This window comes from Acinetobacter sp. M5A5_2a, assembly GCF_053345265.1.
In genome coordinates, this window is the sequence record NZ_JBKEZV010000016.1 from 38292 (window position 1) to 54081 (window position 15790).

General features: G+C 40.1%; 17 protein-coding genes and 3 tRNA genes. 1 reads left to right on the forward strand and 19 read right to left on the reverse strand.

The window, feature by feature from the left end; genetic code table 11:
* Nucleotides 1-3: 3 nt before the first annotated feature.
* From ACLBWE_RS18395 to rpe, 13 genes are all read right to left on the reverse strand, one after another.
* A tRNA-His gene (locus ACLBWE_RS18395) sits at nucleotides 4-79 on the reverse strand.
* 32 nt (nucleotides 80-111) lie between these two features.
* Nucleotides 112-188: transfer RNA gene (locus ACLBWE_RS18400), tRNA-Arg, on the reverse strand.
* Nucleotides 189-244: 56 nt separating this feature from the next.
* Nucleotides 245-321: transfer RNA gene (locus ACLBWE_RS18405), tRNA-Pro, on the reverse strand.
* A gap of 142 nt (nucleotides 322-463) precedes the next feature.
* Nucleotides 464-1528: a quinolinate synthase NadA gene (gene nadA / locus ACLBWE_RS18410; RefSeq protein WP_003655894.1), complete on the reverse strand. Its 1065-nt coding sequence runs from the start codon at nucleotides 1526-1528 to the stop codon at nucleotides 464-466.
* Between the two features lie 145 nt (nucleotides 1529-1673).
* Complete coding sequence (argJ, locus tag ACLBWE_RS18415; RefSeq protein ID WP_447604226.1) at nucleotides 1674-2894, reverse strand: bifunctional glutamate N-acetyltransferase/amino-acid acetyltransferase ArgJ; 1221 nt, start codon at nucleotides 2892-2894, stop codon at nucleotides 1674-1676.
* A 133-nt stretch (nucleotides 2895-3027) separates the two neighbouring features.
* Nucleotides 3028-3507, reverse strand: a complete 480-nt coding sequence (locus tag ACLBWE_RS18420; RefSeq protein WP_447604227.1) for a methylated-DNA--[protein]-cysteine S-methyltransferase — start codon at nucleotides 3505-3507, stop codon at nucleotides 3028-3030.
* Between the two features lie 11 nt (nucleotides 3508-3518).
* Nucleotides 3519-3839, reverse strand: coding sequence for a DMT family transporter (locus ACLBWE_RS18425; RefSeq protein WP_311085339.1), 321 nt, complete (start codon nucleotides 3837-3839; stop codon nucleotides 3519-3521).
* 149 nt (nucleotides 3840-3988) lie between these two features.
* Nucleotides 3989-4984, reverse strand: a complete 996-nt coding sequence (locus ACLBWE_RS18430; protein ID WP_447604228.1) for a cation transporter — start codon at nucleotides 4982-4984, stop codon at nucleotides 3989-3991.
* A gap of 28 nt (nucleotides 4985-5012) precedes the next feature.
* The gene (locus tag ACLBWE_RS18435) at nucleotides 5013-5768 is read right to left on the reverse strand and encodes a copper resistance protein B (protein ID WP_447604229.1); all 756 of its coding nucleotides are present in this window, start codon (nucleotides 5766-5768) and stop codon (nucleotides 5013-5015) included.
* Nucleotides 5755-7671, reverse strand: a complete 1917-nt coding sequence (locus ACLBWE_RS18440; protein WP_447604230.1) for a copper resistance system multicopper oxidase — start codon at nucleotides 7669-7671, stop codon at nucleotides 5755-5757. The genes ACLBWE_RS18435 and ACLBWE_RS18440 overlap by 14 nt, the downstream gene beginning before the upstream one ends.
* Nucleotides 7672-7711: 40 nt before the next feature.
* Nucleotides 7712-8107, reverse strand: coding sequence for a hypothetical protein (locus ACLBWE_RS18445; RefSeq protein WP_003655883.1), 396 nt, complete (start codon nucleotides 8105-8107; stop codon nucleotides 7712-7714).
* Nucleotides 8108-8211: 104 nt separating this feature from the next.
* Nucleotides 8212-9033, reverse strand: coding sequence for a Cof-type HAD-IIB family hydrolase (locus tag ACLBWE_RS18450; RefSeq protein ID WP_426455927.1), 822 nt, complete (start codon nucleotides 9031-9033; stop codon nucleotides 8212-8214).
* A 344-nt stretch (nucleotides 9034-9377) separates the two neighbouring features.
* Nucleotides 9378-10064 (reverse strand): ribulose-phosphate 3-epimerase, encoded by a 687-nt coding sequence (gene rpe / locus ACLBWE_RS18455; protein WP_003655878.1) that lies wholly within the window; start codon nucleotides 10062-10064, stop codon nucleotides 9378-9380.
* A 184-nt stretch (nucleotides 10065-10248) separates the two neighbouring features.
* Here rpe and ACLBWE_RS18460 point away from each other — a divergent pair, with 184 nt between their 5' ends.
* A complete protein-coding gene (locus ACLBWE_RS18460; protein ID WP_447604231.1) occupies nucleotides 10249-10521 on the forward strand; it encodes a DUF2218 domain-containing protein in 273 nt (90 codons plus the stop codon).
* Here the strand turns inward: ACLBWE_RS18460 and fghA are convergent, their stop codons facing one another.
* The 6 genes from fghA to ACLBWE_RS18490 all read right to left on the reverse strand — a co-directional run bounded on the left by fghA (nucleotide 10522) and on the right by ACLBWE_RS18490 (nucleotide 15705).
* Entirely contained in the window at nucleotides 10522-11367 is an 846-nt protein-coding gene (fghA, locus tag ACLBWE_RS18465; RefSeq protein ID WP_447604232.1) for an S-formylglutathione hydrolase, read from the reverse strand.
* A complete protein-coding gene (locus ACLBWE_RS18470) occupies nucleotides 11336-12787 on the reverse strand; it encodes a C13 family peptidase (protein WP_348951752.1) in 1452 nt (483 codons plus the stop codon). Before ACLBWE_RS18470 ends, fghA begins: the two co-directional genes overlap by 32 nt.
* A 136-nt stretch (nucleotides 12788-12923) precedes the next feature.
* A complete protein-coding gene (locus ACLBWE_RS18475; protein WP_447604233.1) occupies nucleotides 12924-13715 on the reverse strand; it encodes a class I SAM-dependent methyltransferase in 792 nt (263 codons plus the stop codon).
* An 11-nt stretch (nucleotides 13716-13726) separates the two neighbouring features.
* The gene (gene tsaB, locus ACLBWE_RS18480) at nucleotides 13727-14392 is read right to left on the reverse strand and encodes a tRNA (adenosine(37)-N6)-threonylcarbamoyltransferase complex dimerization subunit type 1 TsaB (protein WP_198078294.1); all 666 of its coding nucleotides are present in this window, start codon (nucleotides 14390-14392) and stop codon (nucleotides 13727-13729) included.
* A 136-nt stretch (nucleotides 14393-14528) separates the two neighbouring features.
* Nucleotides 14529-15056, reverse strand: a complete 528-nt coding sequence (locus ACLBWE_RS18485) for a gamma carbonic anhydrase family protein (RefSeq protein WP_447604237.1) — start codon at nucleotides 15054-15056, stop codon at nucleotides 14529-14531.
* A 19-nt stretch (nucleotides 15057-15075) separates the two neighbouring features.
* Nucleotides 15076-15705: a CoA pyrophosphatase gene (locus ACLBWE_RS18490; protein ID WP_080026341.1), complete on the reverse strand. Its 630-nt coding sequence runs from the start codon at nucleotides 15703-15705 to the stop codon at nucleotides 15076-15078.
* Nucleotides 15706-15790: the final 85 nt, after the last annotated feature.

The window sequence follows — 15790 nt, forward strand, 5'->3', positions numbered from 1 at the left end:
AATTGGGGTGAATGACGGGATTCGAACCCGCGACAACTGGAATCACAATCCAGGGCTCTACCAACTGAGCTACATCCACCATCAAATAGTTCTATGTACCAAGCTACCGAGTGGCGCGCCTGACAGGATTCGAACCTGTGACCATCCGCTTAGAAGGCGGATGCTCTATCCAACTGAGCTACAGGCGCTTAACCGATGATGCTTATCATGCGATACTTCGCCGATCTTAAAATATTATTTTAAGTGGTCGGAGCAGTAGGATTCGAACCTACGACCCCCTGGTCCCAAACCAGGTGCACTACCAGGCTGTGCTATGCTCCGATCTATCTCAGCTTTTGCTGTATCGCACATCGTGCGGTACGGTGTGCATTCTAGGCGCGACGCCCTCAGACGTCAACACCTATTGTCAAAAAAAGTTAAAAATCCTTATCAAATGTATATTTAACAAGCATTTTGAGGATTTTTAACGCTTTAACGATGCACTAAAGGCTAACATTCGATCTAAAGGCATTTTGGCACGTTCAGCAAGTGCTGGATCTACGTGTATTTCCTGATCACCTTTTTGTAAAACTTCTAAAATTCCATCGAGTTCATTCATTGCCATCCACGGACAGTGAGCACATGAACGACAAGTTGCGCCCTCACCTGCTGTTGGCGCCTCAACTAAAATCTTATTTGGTACAGCTTGCTGCATTTTGTAGAAAATACCACGGTCAGTTGCCACAATAAGTCTTTCATTTGGCAAAGTCTGCGCAGCTTTAATCAACTGAGAAGTACTACCTACAGCATCTGCAATGTCTACAACTGACTCTGGTGACTCTGGATGTACCAATACAGCCGCATCTGGGTACAGTGCTTTCATGTTGGCAATGCCACGTGCACGGAATTCTTCATGCACAATACATGCGCCATCCCAAAGCAACATATCAGCACCAGTTTTCTTTTGAATATAACGACCTAAGTGCTGATCTGGTGCCCAAATAATTTTTTCACCTAAGCTATCTAGGTGCTCAACAATTTCGACTGCACAGCTTGAAGTCACCACCCAATCTGCTCGTGCTTTAACAGCAGCCGATGTGTTGGCATAAACAACTACGGTGTAGTCAGGGTGCTGATCACAAAAGGCAGTGAACTCATCAACCGGACAACCTAAATCGAGTGAACAAGTCGCTTCGAGTGTCGGCATTAAAATTGTTTTTTCAGGAGACAGAATTTTTGCTGTTTCTCCCATAAATTTAACACCTGCCACAACTAGTGTAGAGGCAGCATGATCTCGTCCGAAACGGGCCATTTCTAAAGAGTCAGAAACACACCCGCCTGTTTTTTCGGCAAGTTCCTGTACTTCAGGGTCGCAATAGTAATGAGCAACAAGGACAGCATCACGTTTTTTGAGCTCTGCTTCGATCTGAGCAAACTTTTGTTGTTTTGCTTCTTCACTTAAGCGGTTGTCTTTTGGCTCACCTAAACGGTCTAAATGCGCTTGTACAATGTTTTTTGCATCGTTGGCAATTAAAGTCGCATCACTCATAAAACGTCTTCTCTATCCTTCATGCTGGCATACCTGCTCGCATATAACGTTACTGCTTAAATGATTTACTAACTTGAATCATTTAATATCAAAAGATGGGGCTAATAAAAAAGCCTCTTTGTCGAGGCTTGATTATAACTGATATTTAAGAACGGTAATCAGCATTAATTTTGACATAGTCGTAAGATAAGTCACAGGTATATACCGTGTCTTTGGCCTGACCGCGTCCTAAATCAACTCGAATGGTAATTTCTGTTTGTGCCATAACACGCGCACCCGCCTCTTCGGTATAGTCCTCGGCAGCTCCACCGTCTTTACAGATTTGTACATCATCTAGCCATACCTGAATTTTAGATACGTCTAAGTCTTTCACTCCAGCATAGCCAATTGCTGCCAAAATACGGCCCCAGTTCGGGTCAGATGCAAAAAGTGCAGTTTTGACGAGTGGTGAATGAGCAATACTATAAGCAATATCACAACATTCTTGAGTGTTGCCACCGCCTTCTACAGCAACAGTAATAAACTTCGTTGCACCTTCGCCGTCACGTACAATTAACTGTGCTAAACGATTCATAACACGAGCCAGTACTTCTAACACTTGAGCATATCGTGCATCGTTAATTGAAGTAATTTCAGCTCCACCGGCCTGACCTGTTGCCACAAAAATACAAGAGTCATTGGTTGAGGTATCGCCATCAATCGTAATACGGTTAAAAGAATGCTCAACTGTTGTCTTTAATAAGCTTTGTACTAAATCACGGCTAATAGGTGCATCTGTAGCTACAAAGCTCAGCATGGTTGCCATGTTTGGACGAATCATGCCAGCGCCTTTACTAATACCTGTCATGGTGTAAGTAATGCCATCAAGCTCAAATTGTTCAGATGCGCCTTTTGGTACTGTATCTGTGGTCATAATGCCAGATGCTGCATCATACCAAGCAGCGTCTTGCAAAGTATTTAATGCAGGTCGAAGTCCAGCGAGTAAACGCTCCATTGGAAGCTGTTCGCCAATCACACCTGTAGAAAACGGTAAAATTTCTGAGCTATTTACCCCAGCAATCTCAGCTAATTTTGCGCAAGTATCTTGAGCATTTTTCAAGCCTGTAGGTCCAGTACCTGCATTGGCATTACCCGTATTAATCACTAAATAGCGAGGATTATCTTGGGTAAGATGGGCTTTAGAGACATGAACAGGTGCAGCACAAAATGCATTTTGGGTAAATACACCTGCAACATTTGAACCTTCTGCAAACTCAAAAATGACTAAATCTCGTCGGTTTGGGTAACGTACATATGCTTCTGTTGAGCCAATTTTTACACCTTTTACCACATGCATTTGTGGCATTGTTACGTCACCGACAGCCATTTTTAGAACATCCAGAGTTTGTTATGAATAAGATTAATATTTCAAAAAAGCGATGCCATGAAGCACCTTCTTCATGAAATATCAGTGTTAACAGCTTAGTAGAAAAGTCTAAAAAAATCGAGCGCAAAACGGCTCATTGTTGCTCTAGCTTTAATAAAATATCTTTCTTATCAATACCACCAGCAAAACCAACTAATGCCCCCCCTGCACCAATTACTCGGTGACAAGGCGCAATAATCGAAATCGGGTTTTTCCCATTTGCAGCGCCCACTGCTCGTACAGCTTTTTCATTACCAATTTGAAGTGCAATCTCTTTATAACTTCTTGTTTCCCCATAAGGGATGGTAAGTAACGCAGCCCATACCTGTTTTTGAAATGCGGTTCCTTCGAAATCTAGTGGCAAAGAAAACTCACATCGCTTGCCTTCAAAATATTCTTCTAATTGTTGCTCAGTTTTTAATAAAACTGGATGTTCAACTTGTTCGACCAGCTCAGCCAGCCGAACACGTTTTGGATTTTCATTTTCCCAGAGTACTGCCACTAAAGCATTTTCATTCGCAACCAGCTTTAATTGCCCAACAGGCGAATTGATATACTTATAAGACAGCAACATAGTTTATTCTCTTAGGACGGCGACGAAACTTTCATTAAAACCAAACCTGACACAATCAATACAGCGGCAATCATTCGCATAGCTCCAATGGGTTCATTGAGAAAAAATATACCAACTAAAAATGACCCAATTGCACCAATTCCTGTCCAAACCGTATAGGCAGTGCCAAGAGGTAAAGTTTTCATTGAAATTGAAAGTAGAACTACACTCAAAATCATAAAAACTACGGTAATAATACTAGGGGTTAAGCGTGTAAAACCTTCGGACATTTTCATAGAATATGCCCAAATGATTTCAAATACACCTGCTAAAATTAAAATAGCCCAAGCCATAACATTCACTAATTTTTATATTGTCAGGTCGTCCTGACATGATGACCCATTATGGGGGAGGTCGTTCCTCCTTTATGTGAGGACTCAGTTTACTTTAAAATAAAAAATGAAGGCAAACCCTATCTAAAGCTAGCCTGTCTTAGAAAATCTTATTGGTTTTTTAACTGTAAAATTTTTCGGGCACTATTTAAAACAAATAAAACAATAATCAGTCCAATAATTAAATCAGGATAAGGAGAACCTGTCATTGCGACCAATATTCCCGCAACAATAACACCTAAGTTTACAATGACATCATTTGCAGAAAAGATATAACTCGCCTTCATATGTGCCCCGCTCTCTTTATGGTCACTCATTAAATAAAGACAAGTAATATTCGCCGCAAGGGCTAATCCACCAATTAAAATCATTAAAATTGAAACAGGTTCACTGCCATATATAAAGCGGCGCAGGACATCAATTAACACAATTATGGCTAAGCCGAACTGCAACCAACCAGAAAGATGTGCAGCCTTTAATTGAGCATTAAGATTTTTACCTACCACAAATAAGGCAATACCATAGATTGCAGCATCTGCGAACATATCGAGTGAATCGGCGATTAACCCTGTCGATGATGCAATGATGCCTGCCATAAACTCAATGACAAACATGACCCCATTAATCAGTAACAACCATTGTAAAACTTGCTTTTGTGCTGCATTCATTGAAGAACTGGCTCTAACCTTTTTAGGTTTTTCAACAGGTTCATAATGTGGCTGCGTTTGTTGTAACTCGGCTCCTAATCCTAAACGTTGTAGGCTTTGGGTAATCATTTCAGCTTGAGCACTGTGATAAATCGCCAAATGGCGTGTCGGTAAGTCAAAATTAAGTTCCTGAATATCGTCAGCGTAAGAGGCTAAAGCCATCCGTACCATTTGCTCTTCGGCTGCACAATCCATGTGAGGAATATGATAATAACTCACCCATTGGCTCTTCTTAGCCACAGGTTCACTAGGCGTAGAATACTCCTGAGAAGGCATGCTTGAGCACCCGCAACTAGAGCCACTTTTACTTAAATGTATTTGATTCTCTTGTTTTTCTAAAGCCATCTGTGCACCATAACTGACACAAAAAACAATGCCATTAGTATAAACCAATGGCATGTCGTTAAGCTTACTTTTTGTTCTGCAATTAGAATTTAAGTGTTAACCCTGCTCCATAATACCAACCATGTTCAGAGTCGGTTCCAGTTTGCCAAGCAGTTTGTTTTAAGCCTTTTTCATAGCCATAACCGACATCAACAAAAGGCATGACCTTTTTATTGATTTCATAACGGGTTTGAAAGCCTGCTTGTAAACTCGATAGACCTGTTTTACTGGCATAGCGAGATTCATCTTGCAAAACAACATCTGCTTTTAAATAAGGTTTACCAATTAACTTTTGGGTAAAGAGTAAGTCTCTTTCAGTTTCTAAGCTTAGCTTCCACAACTGATCTTCACCGGCATAGAGATAGGCATCGGTTTCAAAAAAGTAAGGTGCCATGCCATGTAAACCAACTACACCAGCCCAGCGATCTTGCTTTTGGTCTTCCCGCTGTAAACGTTCATAGTTCACCCCAGCCTGTACATCCCAATAATCAGCTACATTTCGACTGTAAAGTAATGAGCCACCGTAATTAGTATCTTCTGACTCGGCCTTTTCAACATGAGCTTTGATAAATAGTTTGTTTTCATCAGTTCCCACCCAACTTTCTAATTCAGAAGAAAAACTACCTTCTCCCTCTTCATTTTGAGTCCAGCCCGTATCAATCGTAGTCGCCTGATAAACCTGACCACCATGTTCGCGTAAATGATCATGTGTTAAAGGTTCTTGAGCAAAACTAAATACAGATACGCTCGAGAAAGCACTGCAACATATCATTTGAGAAAATAACTTAGTGATGCGCATGACTAGCTCCTTTCTCATTTTCAGATTGAACAGGTGCTTCAGATGCTGGTTTTGCCCCATCATTCACTTGAGCCACAATCAACTTATTCATCATCCCTGCACTCATGTGATAGAGCAAATGACAATGAATCGCCCATTCTCCTAATGCATCGGCTGTCAATAACGCAGTAACTGTCTTTCCTGATGGAACAATAACGGTATGTTTATTTGGCAAGTTTTCAGCTTGTTGACCATTTTCCAATTGCATAAACATGCCATGTAAATGCATTGGATGGGCCATCATGCTGTCATTCACGAACTTCAAGCGAATACGTTCGCCATATTTAACTTGTAATGGCTCAGCTTCGCTAAATTTCTTGCCATTAATGGTCCAGATATAACGCTCCATGTTTCCGCCTAAACGAATAACTAATTCGCGTTCCGGCGCACGGGTGTCTGGTTGAGGTGTTAAAGCTTGCAAATCACTATATTGCAGTGCTTTCATTCCCGCTGGTGTTGAAGCATTTGCCCAGCCATAAACTGGCTCATCTTTTTTAGTCGTACTTTCATATTGAGCTGGCATTTCATGATTCATATTCATCATAGCGTGATCATGCTCGCTAGATGGCTTTACCTGAATATCATGTTTCATTTCAGGCATCGCTGACATGTCGTGCTTCATGTGCATCATGGAATGATCATTTTTGTCAGATGACATATTTTTCATGTCATGGTCCATTTTCATTGCATCAGCACCCTGATTTTTCATCTCAGGCATCGCCGACATATCATGTTGCATGTTCATTTGATGGCCAGCATGTTCATCACTCGCTCCATCACCATGACTCATGCCCATATCATCCATAGTCAATAAAGATCGCGGACGTGGCTGTGGCATTTGAATTGGACCAACCGCCTGAGTATTTTCATCATGCAAAGTACCGATAGCAAAGCCGCTACGGTCAATTGACTCAGCCTCAATCTGATAATTTGCCTGTTTAGGTTCAACAATCACATCGTAGGTTTCGGCTGTGCCAATACGAAACTCATCAATTGCCACAGGCTTGACTGGCTGCCCATCTGCACTCACGACTGTCATTTTTAAGTTTGGAATTCTGACATCAAAAAATGACATTGCAGAGGCATTAATGAAACGTAGTCGGACTTTATCTCCCGCCTTAAAATCACCTATCCAGTTTTGCTGCGGTGTCTTACCGTTTACTAAGAAGGTATAACCCGTCACATCAGACATATCGGTTTTTAACATCCGCATCTGGTTCCACATCGAACGATCTTGCCAAGTTGCTTTTAAGCCTTGTGCTTTAACCTGCTTCCAGACATCAGATACAGTTTCACGGCGATTTTGATAATACTCAGCAGATTTTTTCAAATTCTTCATAATGCTATCGCTAGAAGAATTATGAAAATCTGAAAGCATCACCACATAATCACGATCAGTTTTTTCATGTGCAGCTACGGGTATTTTCCCTTTCGGGTAAATCACGAGCGGGCCATATAAACCATCTTGCTCTTGGCCTTTACTATGGGCGTGATACCAATAAGTGCCGTTTTGTTTCACCTTAAAGCGGTAAACAAAATCTCCGTTTGGAGCGATTCCTTTAAAACCATTGAAACCCGGTACGCCATCCATTAACCCTGGCAATAACAAACCATGCCAGTGCAAAGACGTATCCTGATTCTTTAATTGGTTATGCACATGAATAACAGCCTCATCTCCTTCCTCAAACTCAAGGAGTGGTGCTGTAAATTTTCCATTTACTGTAATTCGTTTTAGCGGTTGACCAGTAACATTTACCTGTTGTTCATTAATATTAAGGTGATATTCCTTAATTGCCGCGAGGGACCATGGTGAAACCAATAGCCCAAATACAGCGACTAAGCTGCTAATTGTTTTATGAGACATTGCTGTAATCCTTTTTAATTAAAAAATAAGTAAGAAAGGATTAAGCTTTAGGAGGACGTAAAATTTCTTGCCAGTATCCGGCTAAATGCTGAGCCTGATAAATACTGCTAAATTGAGACGATATGGGAACAAATTGTGATTCAAGGTCTGGTACAGCTTGCTGCAATGCCAGATTCACGATTTGACAATGTACGGGGTTACAGTCCTTACAATGCTCACCGTGCGAATGAAGAGACTGCGTCATGGTTTGATGACATACAGTCTGATCATCTGCTTGAACATGTACAGAGTGATGAGTCATTTTTTCACTATGACACGGCATCGTGTGAAGATCATGCTGCATAGGCGTCTGAGCAATAGACACACCACTCCACCCAATGACCAAAGTCATTAGGAACACAAACCAAGCATACTTGCGTAAGTGTTGTAGGGCCATTGTCGTTTATTGCCTTATGCAATTTATATATCTTAGGTGCATTAGCATAACTAAGTTTTAAAAGAGATACAATTTTTCCATCTTAACTGTTTGTTTTAAATTAATTAAACAAATGGTGATTGATGCTGAAGCACCAAATCAATCACTTGCAATGCCCCTTCTTGCTCATTACTCGCAGCCGCATAAGGCGCTACTGCTTTTAAAGCTTCTACTGCATTTTCAACCGCAAACCCATAACCCACTGCTTTAATCATCTGGATATCATTATTATTGTCGCCAATCGCAACGACTTGATCAGGTTCAACCTTCCATTTTTCTAATAGAAGCTTCAAACCATGTGCTTTATGCTGGTCAGGAAGAATAAGATCGATAAAGTCAAAACCACTTGAAACGGGAACTAATAATTGATCTGCAACAAAACTTTGCTGCTGAAGATCTTGAAAAATAGCAAAACTTTCGTTTTTCTGAGCAATAAAAGTAATTTTGCACACTAAATCTTTTAATGCATAAAAATCCTCTACAACTATTAGCTTTTCAAAGTATCGAGCGACCTTAGCATAGTCATCGGCTTGCATAGACTTGTGCACATAAGCGCTCTGCTTTCCGCAGATCACCATTTTAGATGTATAGGTTGAATCAATTGCTTTTAATGTCTCAATAAATTGTTGCTGACTTAAATGAGCAAAAGCTATTTCTTGCCCTGCATCTACAACATGTGCGCCATTTTCTGCAATAAAAGCAATTTCATGACTAATTTCTGGAAAGTAGGTAACAAGCTTTGCGAGTTGGTTACCACTGGCAACCACAAAATGAATATTATTTTGTTTGAGTTGTTCGTACTGTTTTAAAAAACGTGCTTTGTTGTACTGCTTCTTAGAATTAAGAAAAGTCCCATCCATATCTACCGCTAAAATTTTTATCGTCATTAATTATCTAGATCTCTTACTAAAAACTTATTAAACCAAATTTAGCTTTATTTTTCATGACACTTTTACAGTTTTACATCTATATATCTATTAAAAGACGTACACACGATATTATCGTTTTTTGCACTGGTTATTTTTTAGTAAAGCTTAATAAAAAATCAGGTAATAAAGTATCCAACTCGCATAAAAAAAGAACGCCAAAACGTTCTTTTTTTACACATTCAGCCTAGAGAATAAGCAGTTGATCTAATTTTGTTTATTTTACCAACATCTTATCCATATGGTTATCAACACAGTTATAAACAAAGTTATCCACAAGCCTATCCTTGATTAAGCATACTTTTTTAAGCGTCGACACTACCTACTTTCGCAAGCTCTGCACGCATTTGATCAATTACAACTTTATAATCTGGTTGACCAAAAATGGCTGAACCAGCAACAAACATATCTGCACCAGCTTCTGCAATTTCACGAATATTTGCAGGGCCAACACCACCGTCCACTTCTAAACGAATATCACGACCACTCGCATCAATAATTTTACGAGCTTCACGCAATTTTTCTAAGGTCATTGGAATGAACTTTTGCCCACCAAAACCAGGGTTCACACTCATGATTAAAATTTGGTCAACTTTATCAAGTACATAATCTAAATAGTGTAATGGCGTTGCAGGGTTAAATACTAAACCAGCTTTTGCACCACCAGATTTAATCAGCTGTAATGAACGGTCAATGTGATGAGAGGCTTCTGGGTGAAACGTAATAATATCAGCACCAGCTTCCAAAAAATCTCCAATAATGCGGTCAACCGGAGATACCATTAAATGTACATCAACAGGCGCTTTAATTCCATAATTTTTTAAAGCCTTACAAATGCCAGCACCAAAAGTTAAATTTGGAACATAGTGGTTATCCATTACATCAAAATGCACTACATCTGCACCTGCGGCTAACACTTTGTCTACATCTTCGCCTAAACGAGCAAAATCGGCAGATAAAATAGAAGGAGCAATCAAATAAGGCTTGGACATAAGTGGATGACCTGGCTAAGAGTTTAAGGAGAGGCTTAAAATTATAACAAAAAACCGTCTACTTGGCCTGCTCTTCCTTGCTCAAATCGCAACATTTCAAACTTGCAACGTAACGTTGCAACATTAGAATGCTAAGCGCTAAATGAATTTGTTAAGGTACATTAAAGTAATGTGAGGATTGATAATGAAAAGCGCAACTCATCTATTAACAAATGATGGTAAACGTATTGCAAAGCGTTTGGTTAATCATTGGAAACACAAATTTGAAGTACAAGAGACTGAACAAGATTTCAAAATCTTAATGCCTACAGCAACTATTACTCTTGCACCTGAAACAGAGCAGTTAAACGTTGCTATTGATAGTCAGCTAGATGACCATGACCACTTAGAAAAAGTCGTGCTTGATCATCTAAACCGCATGGCTCAACAAGAATTTCAGGTGGAATGGCAGCATTAATTAGCCATTTACCTTTTCTAACTGGATTGCATGAAACTGTAAATGCTCATCCATAAAGGTTTGAATAAAGTAATAGCCATGATCATAGCCAGCATGTTGTCTTAAAGTTAAAGGTTGTCCTGCTTTTAAACATGCTTGCTTAAATTTTTCAGGGTGAAGTTGTTCATAAAATTGGTCATCCAATCCCTGATCAACCAAAATTTCATCAAACACTGTACCATTTTTCAAGACTAAAGCTGTGGCATCATGAGCAAGCCAACTTTCGCGATCTGTACCTAAATAATGACTAAAGGCTTTTTCACCCCATGCACATTCAGTTGGTGCACAGATCGGTGCAAAAGCAGATACAGACTTGAACTTCTCAGGATATTTAAAAGCCAAAGTTAATGCGCCATGGCCACCCATTGAGTGCCCAAAGATACCAACTTGTTGAGCGTTTACAGGAAAGCTTTTCAAAATGAGTGGATATAACTCATCAATCAAATAGCTTTCCATTTGATAATGCTCAGACCAAGGTGTTTGCGTTGCATTAATATAGAAACCTGCGCCTTGACCTAAATCCCAATTATCCCCTGCTGCAACTTGTTCTCCACGAGGAGAAGTGTCGGGTGTAATCAGTATTAGACTTAATTGTGCCGCCATATGTTGTGCGTGCGCTTTTATGGCAAAGGTTTCTTCAGTACACGTTAACCCAGCGAGATAAAACAAAGTTGAACAAGGCTTACCTTCTAAAGCGGCTGGTGGCAAATACACACCAAACTTAGCTGGCCCTTTTAATAACTGAGATTCAAATTGGTAAACACGTTGCTCACCTTCAAAGCAGCGGTTTGTTTGCAGGAGTTGCATCGTTTTTGGCCTCTGTTTTTGTTTGAGCAATATCTACACTACCGGTATTTTGCTGAGGAAATAGATACTTTTCCAATTGAGGTAGCATAAGTTCCATATTTTTACCAATCATCCACTGAGGCTCTGAAGGTTCTACACCTTGGGCCACTTCCCATTTGGTTACAGTTTGCTTAGCTGTGTTAAACGAATCTTTCATCGAAGATTGCTCTCGCATAGCCAAATCAAACAAAGCTCGACCAAAATAAGTATAGTCAGCTTCGTTATTACATCCAAAAGAAGTTTTATCAGCAGCAGAGGCAGTAATAATTAAAGTATCAGGAGACTGTAAGGCAGGAATAAAGCTTCCTGAATAACAGGCAGAGATGACAATCACACGCCAGCGAATGCCGGATTTATCAAGTGTTTCACGCAACCATTTAGGGTCTACTTGCCCTAGATCTAATGGCGCATTTTCAATTTCGAAGTGATTCTGTTCACCGTGTGAAGTCATATATAGAAATAGCACATCACTATCACGGTTCATTTGCTGCCCCATACGGCGTAGGGCTAACTCGATACTGGTTTTAGAGGCAATCGGGATTTCAGTACGGGTATCTGGATTATTGACCAACATCATCGAACGACCCACAGTACCAAAGCGTGTATCAAACTGTTCTTTAATACGGACTACTTCCGACTTGAAAACATCTTGATAGCTATCACCTGCCACGCCTAAAAAATACCAATGACTTTTTGCCTGCTCACCATATTGGACTTGCTCTAACGAGTCATTCAGTAGCTTACTTTGTGCATAAAAAGCATCTTCAGCAAATGTTGGAGCTGAATCTTCGACCTTCCAAATCGGTTGATCTTTTACAGAAAGTTGCCAGACCACCATCGTCGCAATAGTCGCAACCATGACGAGTGCACGTTCCCACCAAGGCCACTTGAGCTCGCGTGAGAAAACCCAAATCACCGCTAAACTTTGCCATACGAACAAAGCCACAAATAGGCTTGGTAAAATTCCGTTATAAATAGCATCGGGAATAAAATTGAGATAACCGTTAGAACCCAAATACTGAATTAAACATTGAATTAATAAGATATTTGTATCTAGAACCAACCAAAGTAAAGCAGGTACTAGCATTAAGCGAGGTTGGTTGGTGCGCTGTGATAAAAAAATACCAACAATTAAGGCAATAAACGGCCAAAGTGCGTAACCAATTAAACCTTGTGAATTGAAATCACCGATTTGACCAGCCACAAGCCAGCTATAAAGAGAGTTAGTACATCCCCCTAAAATTCCCCAGACAATGAGCTGAAGAATTGATGGATGTACAATTTGTAAAGAACGTCTTGATCCCAAAAACAGCCACATTCCGGCAATTTGGTTGCTTTTAAAATCATGCCAAAAGTTAATGGAGGGTTTAAGATCAATCATAAAAGGTTTTCAAAAATTTCGTTTTTGTCAGGCATCTTAAGTGTATGCCTGCTAAGAATTTTAGCAATCATGCTTTTGAACTATATCACATATATTTGTGCATTATTCAAGCAATAAAACCTAACCTTACATAAGCCTACTGAAAATACGCATCAAAACGACAAGCATCTCCTTGCCATTGATGAGCTGGCTCCTGATTTGCCAAGAAAATAGCATGACGTGGGCGTTTAACCACTACACGTTTAGCAACTTTCTGTGCCAAAACCAGCAAATTATCCCCCAAATCCATTTCACCATCTTCGGGTAAAAGTAGATGTAAAAGCTGCATCTGTTTTTTAACTTGAGCTTGTTTTTTGATTGCTTGATGATTCTGGTCACGCTGCGGAAACATAGGGTCTAGATAAACCACATCAACCATTTGAGCTGTTTGCTGTAACTGTTGTAAATAACTTGCAGAGTCAGCAAAGATCAGTTGAATCCGATCCATAAACTGACTTAAAAAGCCATCTTGTTTAGCTTGAGCTTTTGCATCTTCAAGTAAGGTAAATAAAATTGGATGGCGCTCAACCAATTGTAGTTGTGCGCCAAGATAAGCCATGAGCAAACTATCATGGCCTAAACCAGCCGTAGCATCGATTAAGACAGGTTTTTCACCTAACTGACAAGCCCGAGCAATCATTTCTGATTTAAGACTCGCACGTTTTAAACGGGAAATTTCGGCTTTCCAGTCTGGCTGCATTTTCATGCCATTTGCTGATAACCATAGCCCGTTTTCATCTACGCAAAGCGCCAATTCAGGATTTAAACGCAAAAAACGTGCATTGAGCTTTTCAACTGGCTGCAATTCTACAGTCACACCTCTAGAACAAAGCACAGCTTGGTAGTGCTGTGCTTGCTCTTGAAAATCTACTTCAAAATATATGTGCATGAGTAGTGCCTTTATTTTGCTTTACCCTGATCTGCTATTTTTTTCCATGCATCATCACGTAAATAAACTGGTAAAGCATGTTCAGCATCAACCCACTGCTTTTGTGCTGCATAAACACGTGCAATAGAAGCGATGTCTTGTGCTGTTGCAGTGATTGTTTGATGCTCTGCATCAGCTTGAAGGAGCTTCGCACCCGAACCAATTAAGCAATGTTTTGCATAAGCAGCCGCTTGCTCATAGCCCATTAATTTTTCTTCATCAATACATTGCATAATTCCATGCTCATCTAGAACAAAACTTGCAATATAAACTTCATTCATACGAGCATCGAGAACCGCAGTCACCTGTTCCAAACCTTCAAGTCGGTATGCTGCTTGTGCTAAAGCTTGCAAACTCGAAACGGGAATAACGGGTAAATCTTGTGACCATGCCAACGCCTGAGTCACAGCTGCATTAATTCGGACGCCACTAAAAGAACCCGGCCCACGGCTAAAGGCAATTGCATCCAGACCAGCAACCTCAAGACCTGTTTGTTGTAACCCCTGCTCAATCATCGGCAAAATGGTTTGGGTTTGTGCTTTCGCCCGCGTATCGAGTTGAAAAAACAGTTCTTGGGTTTCATCGACTAATGAGATAGAACACTGCTCATTTGCAGTTTCCAACGCCAGCAATTTCATGCACAACCTTAGTATTAAATCAGATTAAAAACGAGGGTTATGATACCCCACTCGGCTCTGATAGGCGAGTTGTTCTCTGTCTAAATAAAAATGCCAAGATTTAACTTGGCATAAAAAATATATTGCTAAAAAAGAGTTAAAAGTGAAATTCTTTTAAATCACTATAACTTTTAAAATGTTCAGCATAATGCAATGCACTCAACCGTATTTTTGCAGCACCGTCTTCATCTAAAGTCTTAACAATTTTGCCGGGCGACCCCATAACCACTGAATTATCTGGAATGACTTTCCCTTCAGGAATTAAGGCATTGGCTCCGATAATACAATTTTTACCGATTAGAGCCCGATTTAAAATTACGGCGTTCATACCAATCAAACTATTATCACCAATCGTACAACCATGCAGCATGACTTTATGCCCAACGGTGACATATTCACCAATATTTAGCTCAAGTCCAGCATCGGTATGTAAGACAGAATTTTCTTGAATATTAGAAAAATCACCAATTCGCACTACACAGTTATCAGCACGAACTACTGCACCAAACCAAATACTGACCTGACGGCCTAGTTCCACCTGCCCAATAAGTGTTGCAGTTGGAGCAACCCAACCATCCCATGGTTCATATAATGCTTTTGGATGCTGTCCTTGATAGCTATACATCATAATTTATCAATCCTGATCACTTATTCTTATGAGAAAATTTTGGCATACCAAATGTTGGTGAGTTGAGTAAAAATGGCCACTCTTTCTGATAACCCAATCCATATTTAAACAGAGCAACTAACATACGAGCAGTTAAACCCCAAATAATTTCATTATCAATCTGTAAACTCGGAAAGTATAAAGATTGATGGGCATAACGTACTTCGTAAGGCATGGGTCTTGTATCAATTAATTCTTGCAAAGGCACAAAAAAAATTCGATCAATTTCGGTAGGCTGAGGTATTAAGTTAACCTCTGGAGGAATAAGCCCAACAATGGGTTTTACAGATAATCCGCTTCTTGCACGTTGCATTGGCAAATCACCTAACAACTGCACATCAAAAGGATTTAAAGCGGTCTCTTCCTGAGCTTCTCTTAGAGCTACAACGATATTACTGGTATCACTGGGGTCACGCTTTCCACCCGGAAAAGAAACTTCCCCCGCATGGTTGTTCATATGTATTGAACGGCGTGTAAGCAATACCTTAGGATCATTTTCATTTGTAATAGCAATCAGTACTGCTGCTTGTGCTTCTTGTATGCGGGTGGAAAAGCGCAATCTTTGCTGTAACTTTTGTGTTAGCAAGTGCTCTTCCATACCATTCACCTATTATTCTGTCTCTCTTTGCATCATATCTGAAAAATAAACTTAGGGAATAGAGTTGATGCGTAAGTCTAAAAATTCAGTTATG

What these genes read in the sequence shown, in the direction of transcription:
- ACLBWE_RS18450 (WP_426455927.1), bottom strand. Translation starts at nt 9,033, where the DNA reads ATGACGATAAAAATTTTAGCGGTAGATATGGATGGGACTTTTCTTAAT.
- ACLBWE_RS18470 (WP_348951752.1), bottom strand. Translation starts at nt 12,787, where the DNA reads ATGATTGATCTTAAACCCTCCATTAACTTTTGGCATGATTTTAAAAGC.
- ACLBWE_RS18485 (WP_447604237.1), bottom strand. Translation starts at nt 15,056, where the DNA reads ATGTATAGCTATCAAGGACAGCATCCAAAAGCATTATATGAACCATGG.
- ACLBWE_RS18420 (WP_447604227.1), bottom strand. Translation starts at nt 3,507, where the DNA reads ATGTTGCTGTCTTATAAGTATATCAATTCGCCTGTTGGGCAATTAAAG.
- ACLBWE_RS18435 (WP_447604229.1), bottom strand. Translation starts at nt 5,768, where the DNA reads ATGCGCATCACTAAGTTATTTTCTCAAATGATATGTTGCAGTGCTTTC.
- argJ (WP_447604226.1), bottom strand. Translation starts at nt 2,894, where the DNA reads ATGGCTGTCGGTGACGTAACAATGCCACAAATGCATGTGGTAAAAGGT.
- tsaB (WP_198078294.1), bottom strand. Translation starts at nt 14,392, where the DNA reads ATGAAATTGCTGGCGTTGGAAACTGCAAATGAGCAGTGTTCTATCTCA.
- ACLBWE_RS18430 (WP_447604228.1), bottom strand. Translation starts at nt 4,984, where the DNA reads ATGCCATTGGTTTATACTAATGGCATTGTTTTTTGTGTCAGTTATGGT.
- ACLBWE_RS18440 (WP_447604230.1), bottom strand. Translation starts at nt 7,671, where the DNA reads ATGTCTCATAAAACAATTAGCAGCTTAGTCGCTGTATTTGGGCTATTG.
- ACLBWE_RS18460 (WP_447604231.1), top strand. Translation starts at nt 10,249, where the DNA reads ATGAAAAGCGCAACTCATCTATTAACAAATGATGGTAAACGTATTGCA.
- ACLBWE_RS18475 (WP_447604233.1), bottom strand. Translation starts at nt 13,715, where the DNA reads ATGCACATATATTTTGAAGTAGATTTTCAAGAGCAAGCACAGCACTAC.
- nadA (WP_003655894.1), bottom strand. Translation starts at nt 1,528, where the DNA reads ATGAGTGATGCGACTTTAATTGCCAACGATGCAAAAAACATTGTACAA.
- ACLBWE_RS18445 (WP_003655883.1), bottom strand. Translation starts at nt 8,107, where the DNA reads ATGGCCCTACAACACTTACGCAAGTATGCTTGGTTTGTGTTCCTAATG.
- fghA (WP_447604232.1), bottom strand. Translation starts at nt 11,367, where the DNA reads ATGCAACTCCTGCAAACAAACCGCTGCTTTGAAGGTGAGCAACGTGTT.
- rpe (WP_003655878.1), bottom strand. Translation starts at nt 10,064, where the DNA reads ATGTCCAAGCCTTATTTGATTGCTCCTTCTATTTTATCTGCCGATTTT.
- ACLBWE_RS18425 (WP_311085339.1), bottom strand. Translation starts at nt 3,839, where the DNA reads ATGGCTTGGGCTATTTTAATTTTAGCAGGTGTATTTGAAATCATTTGG.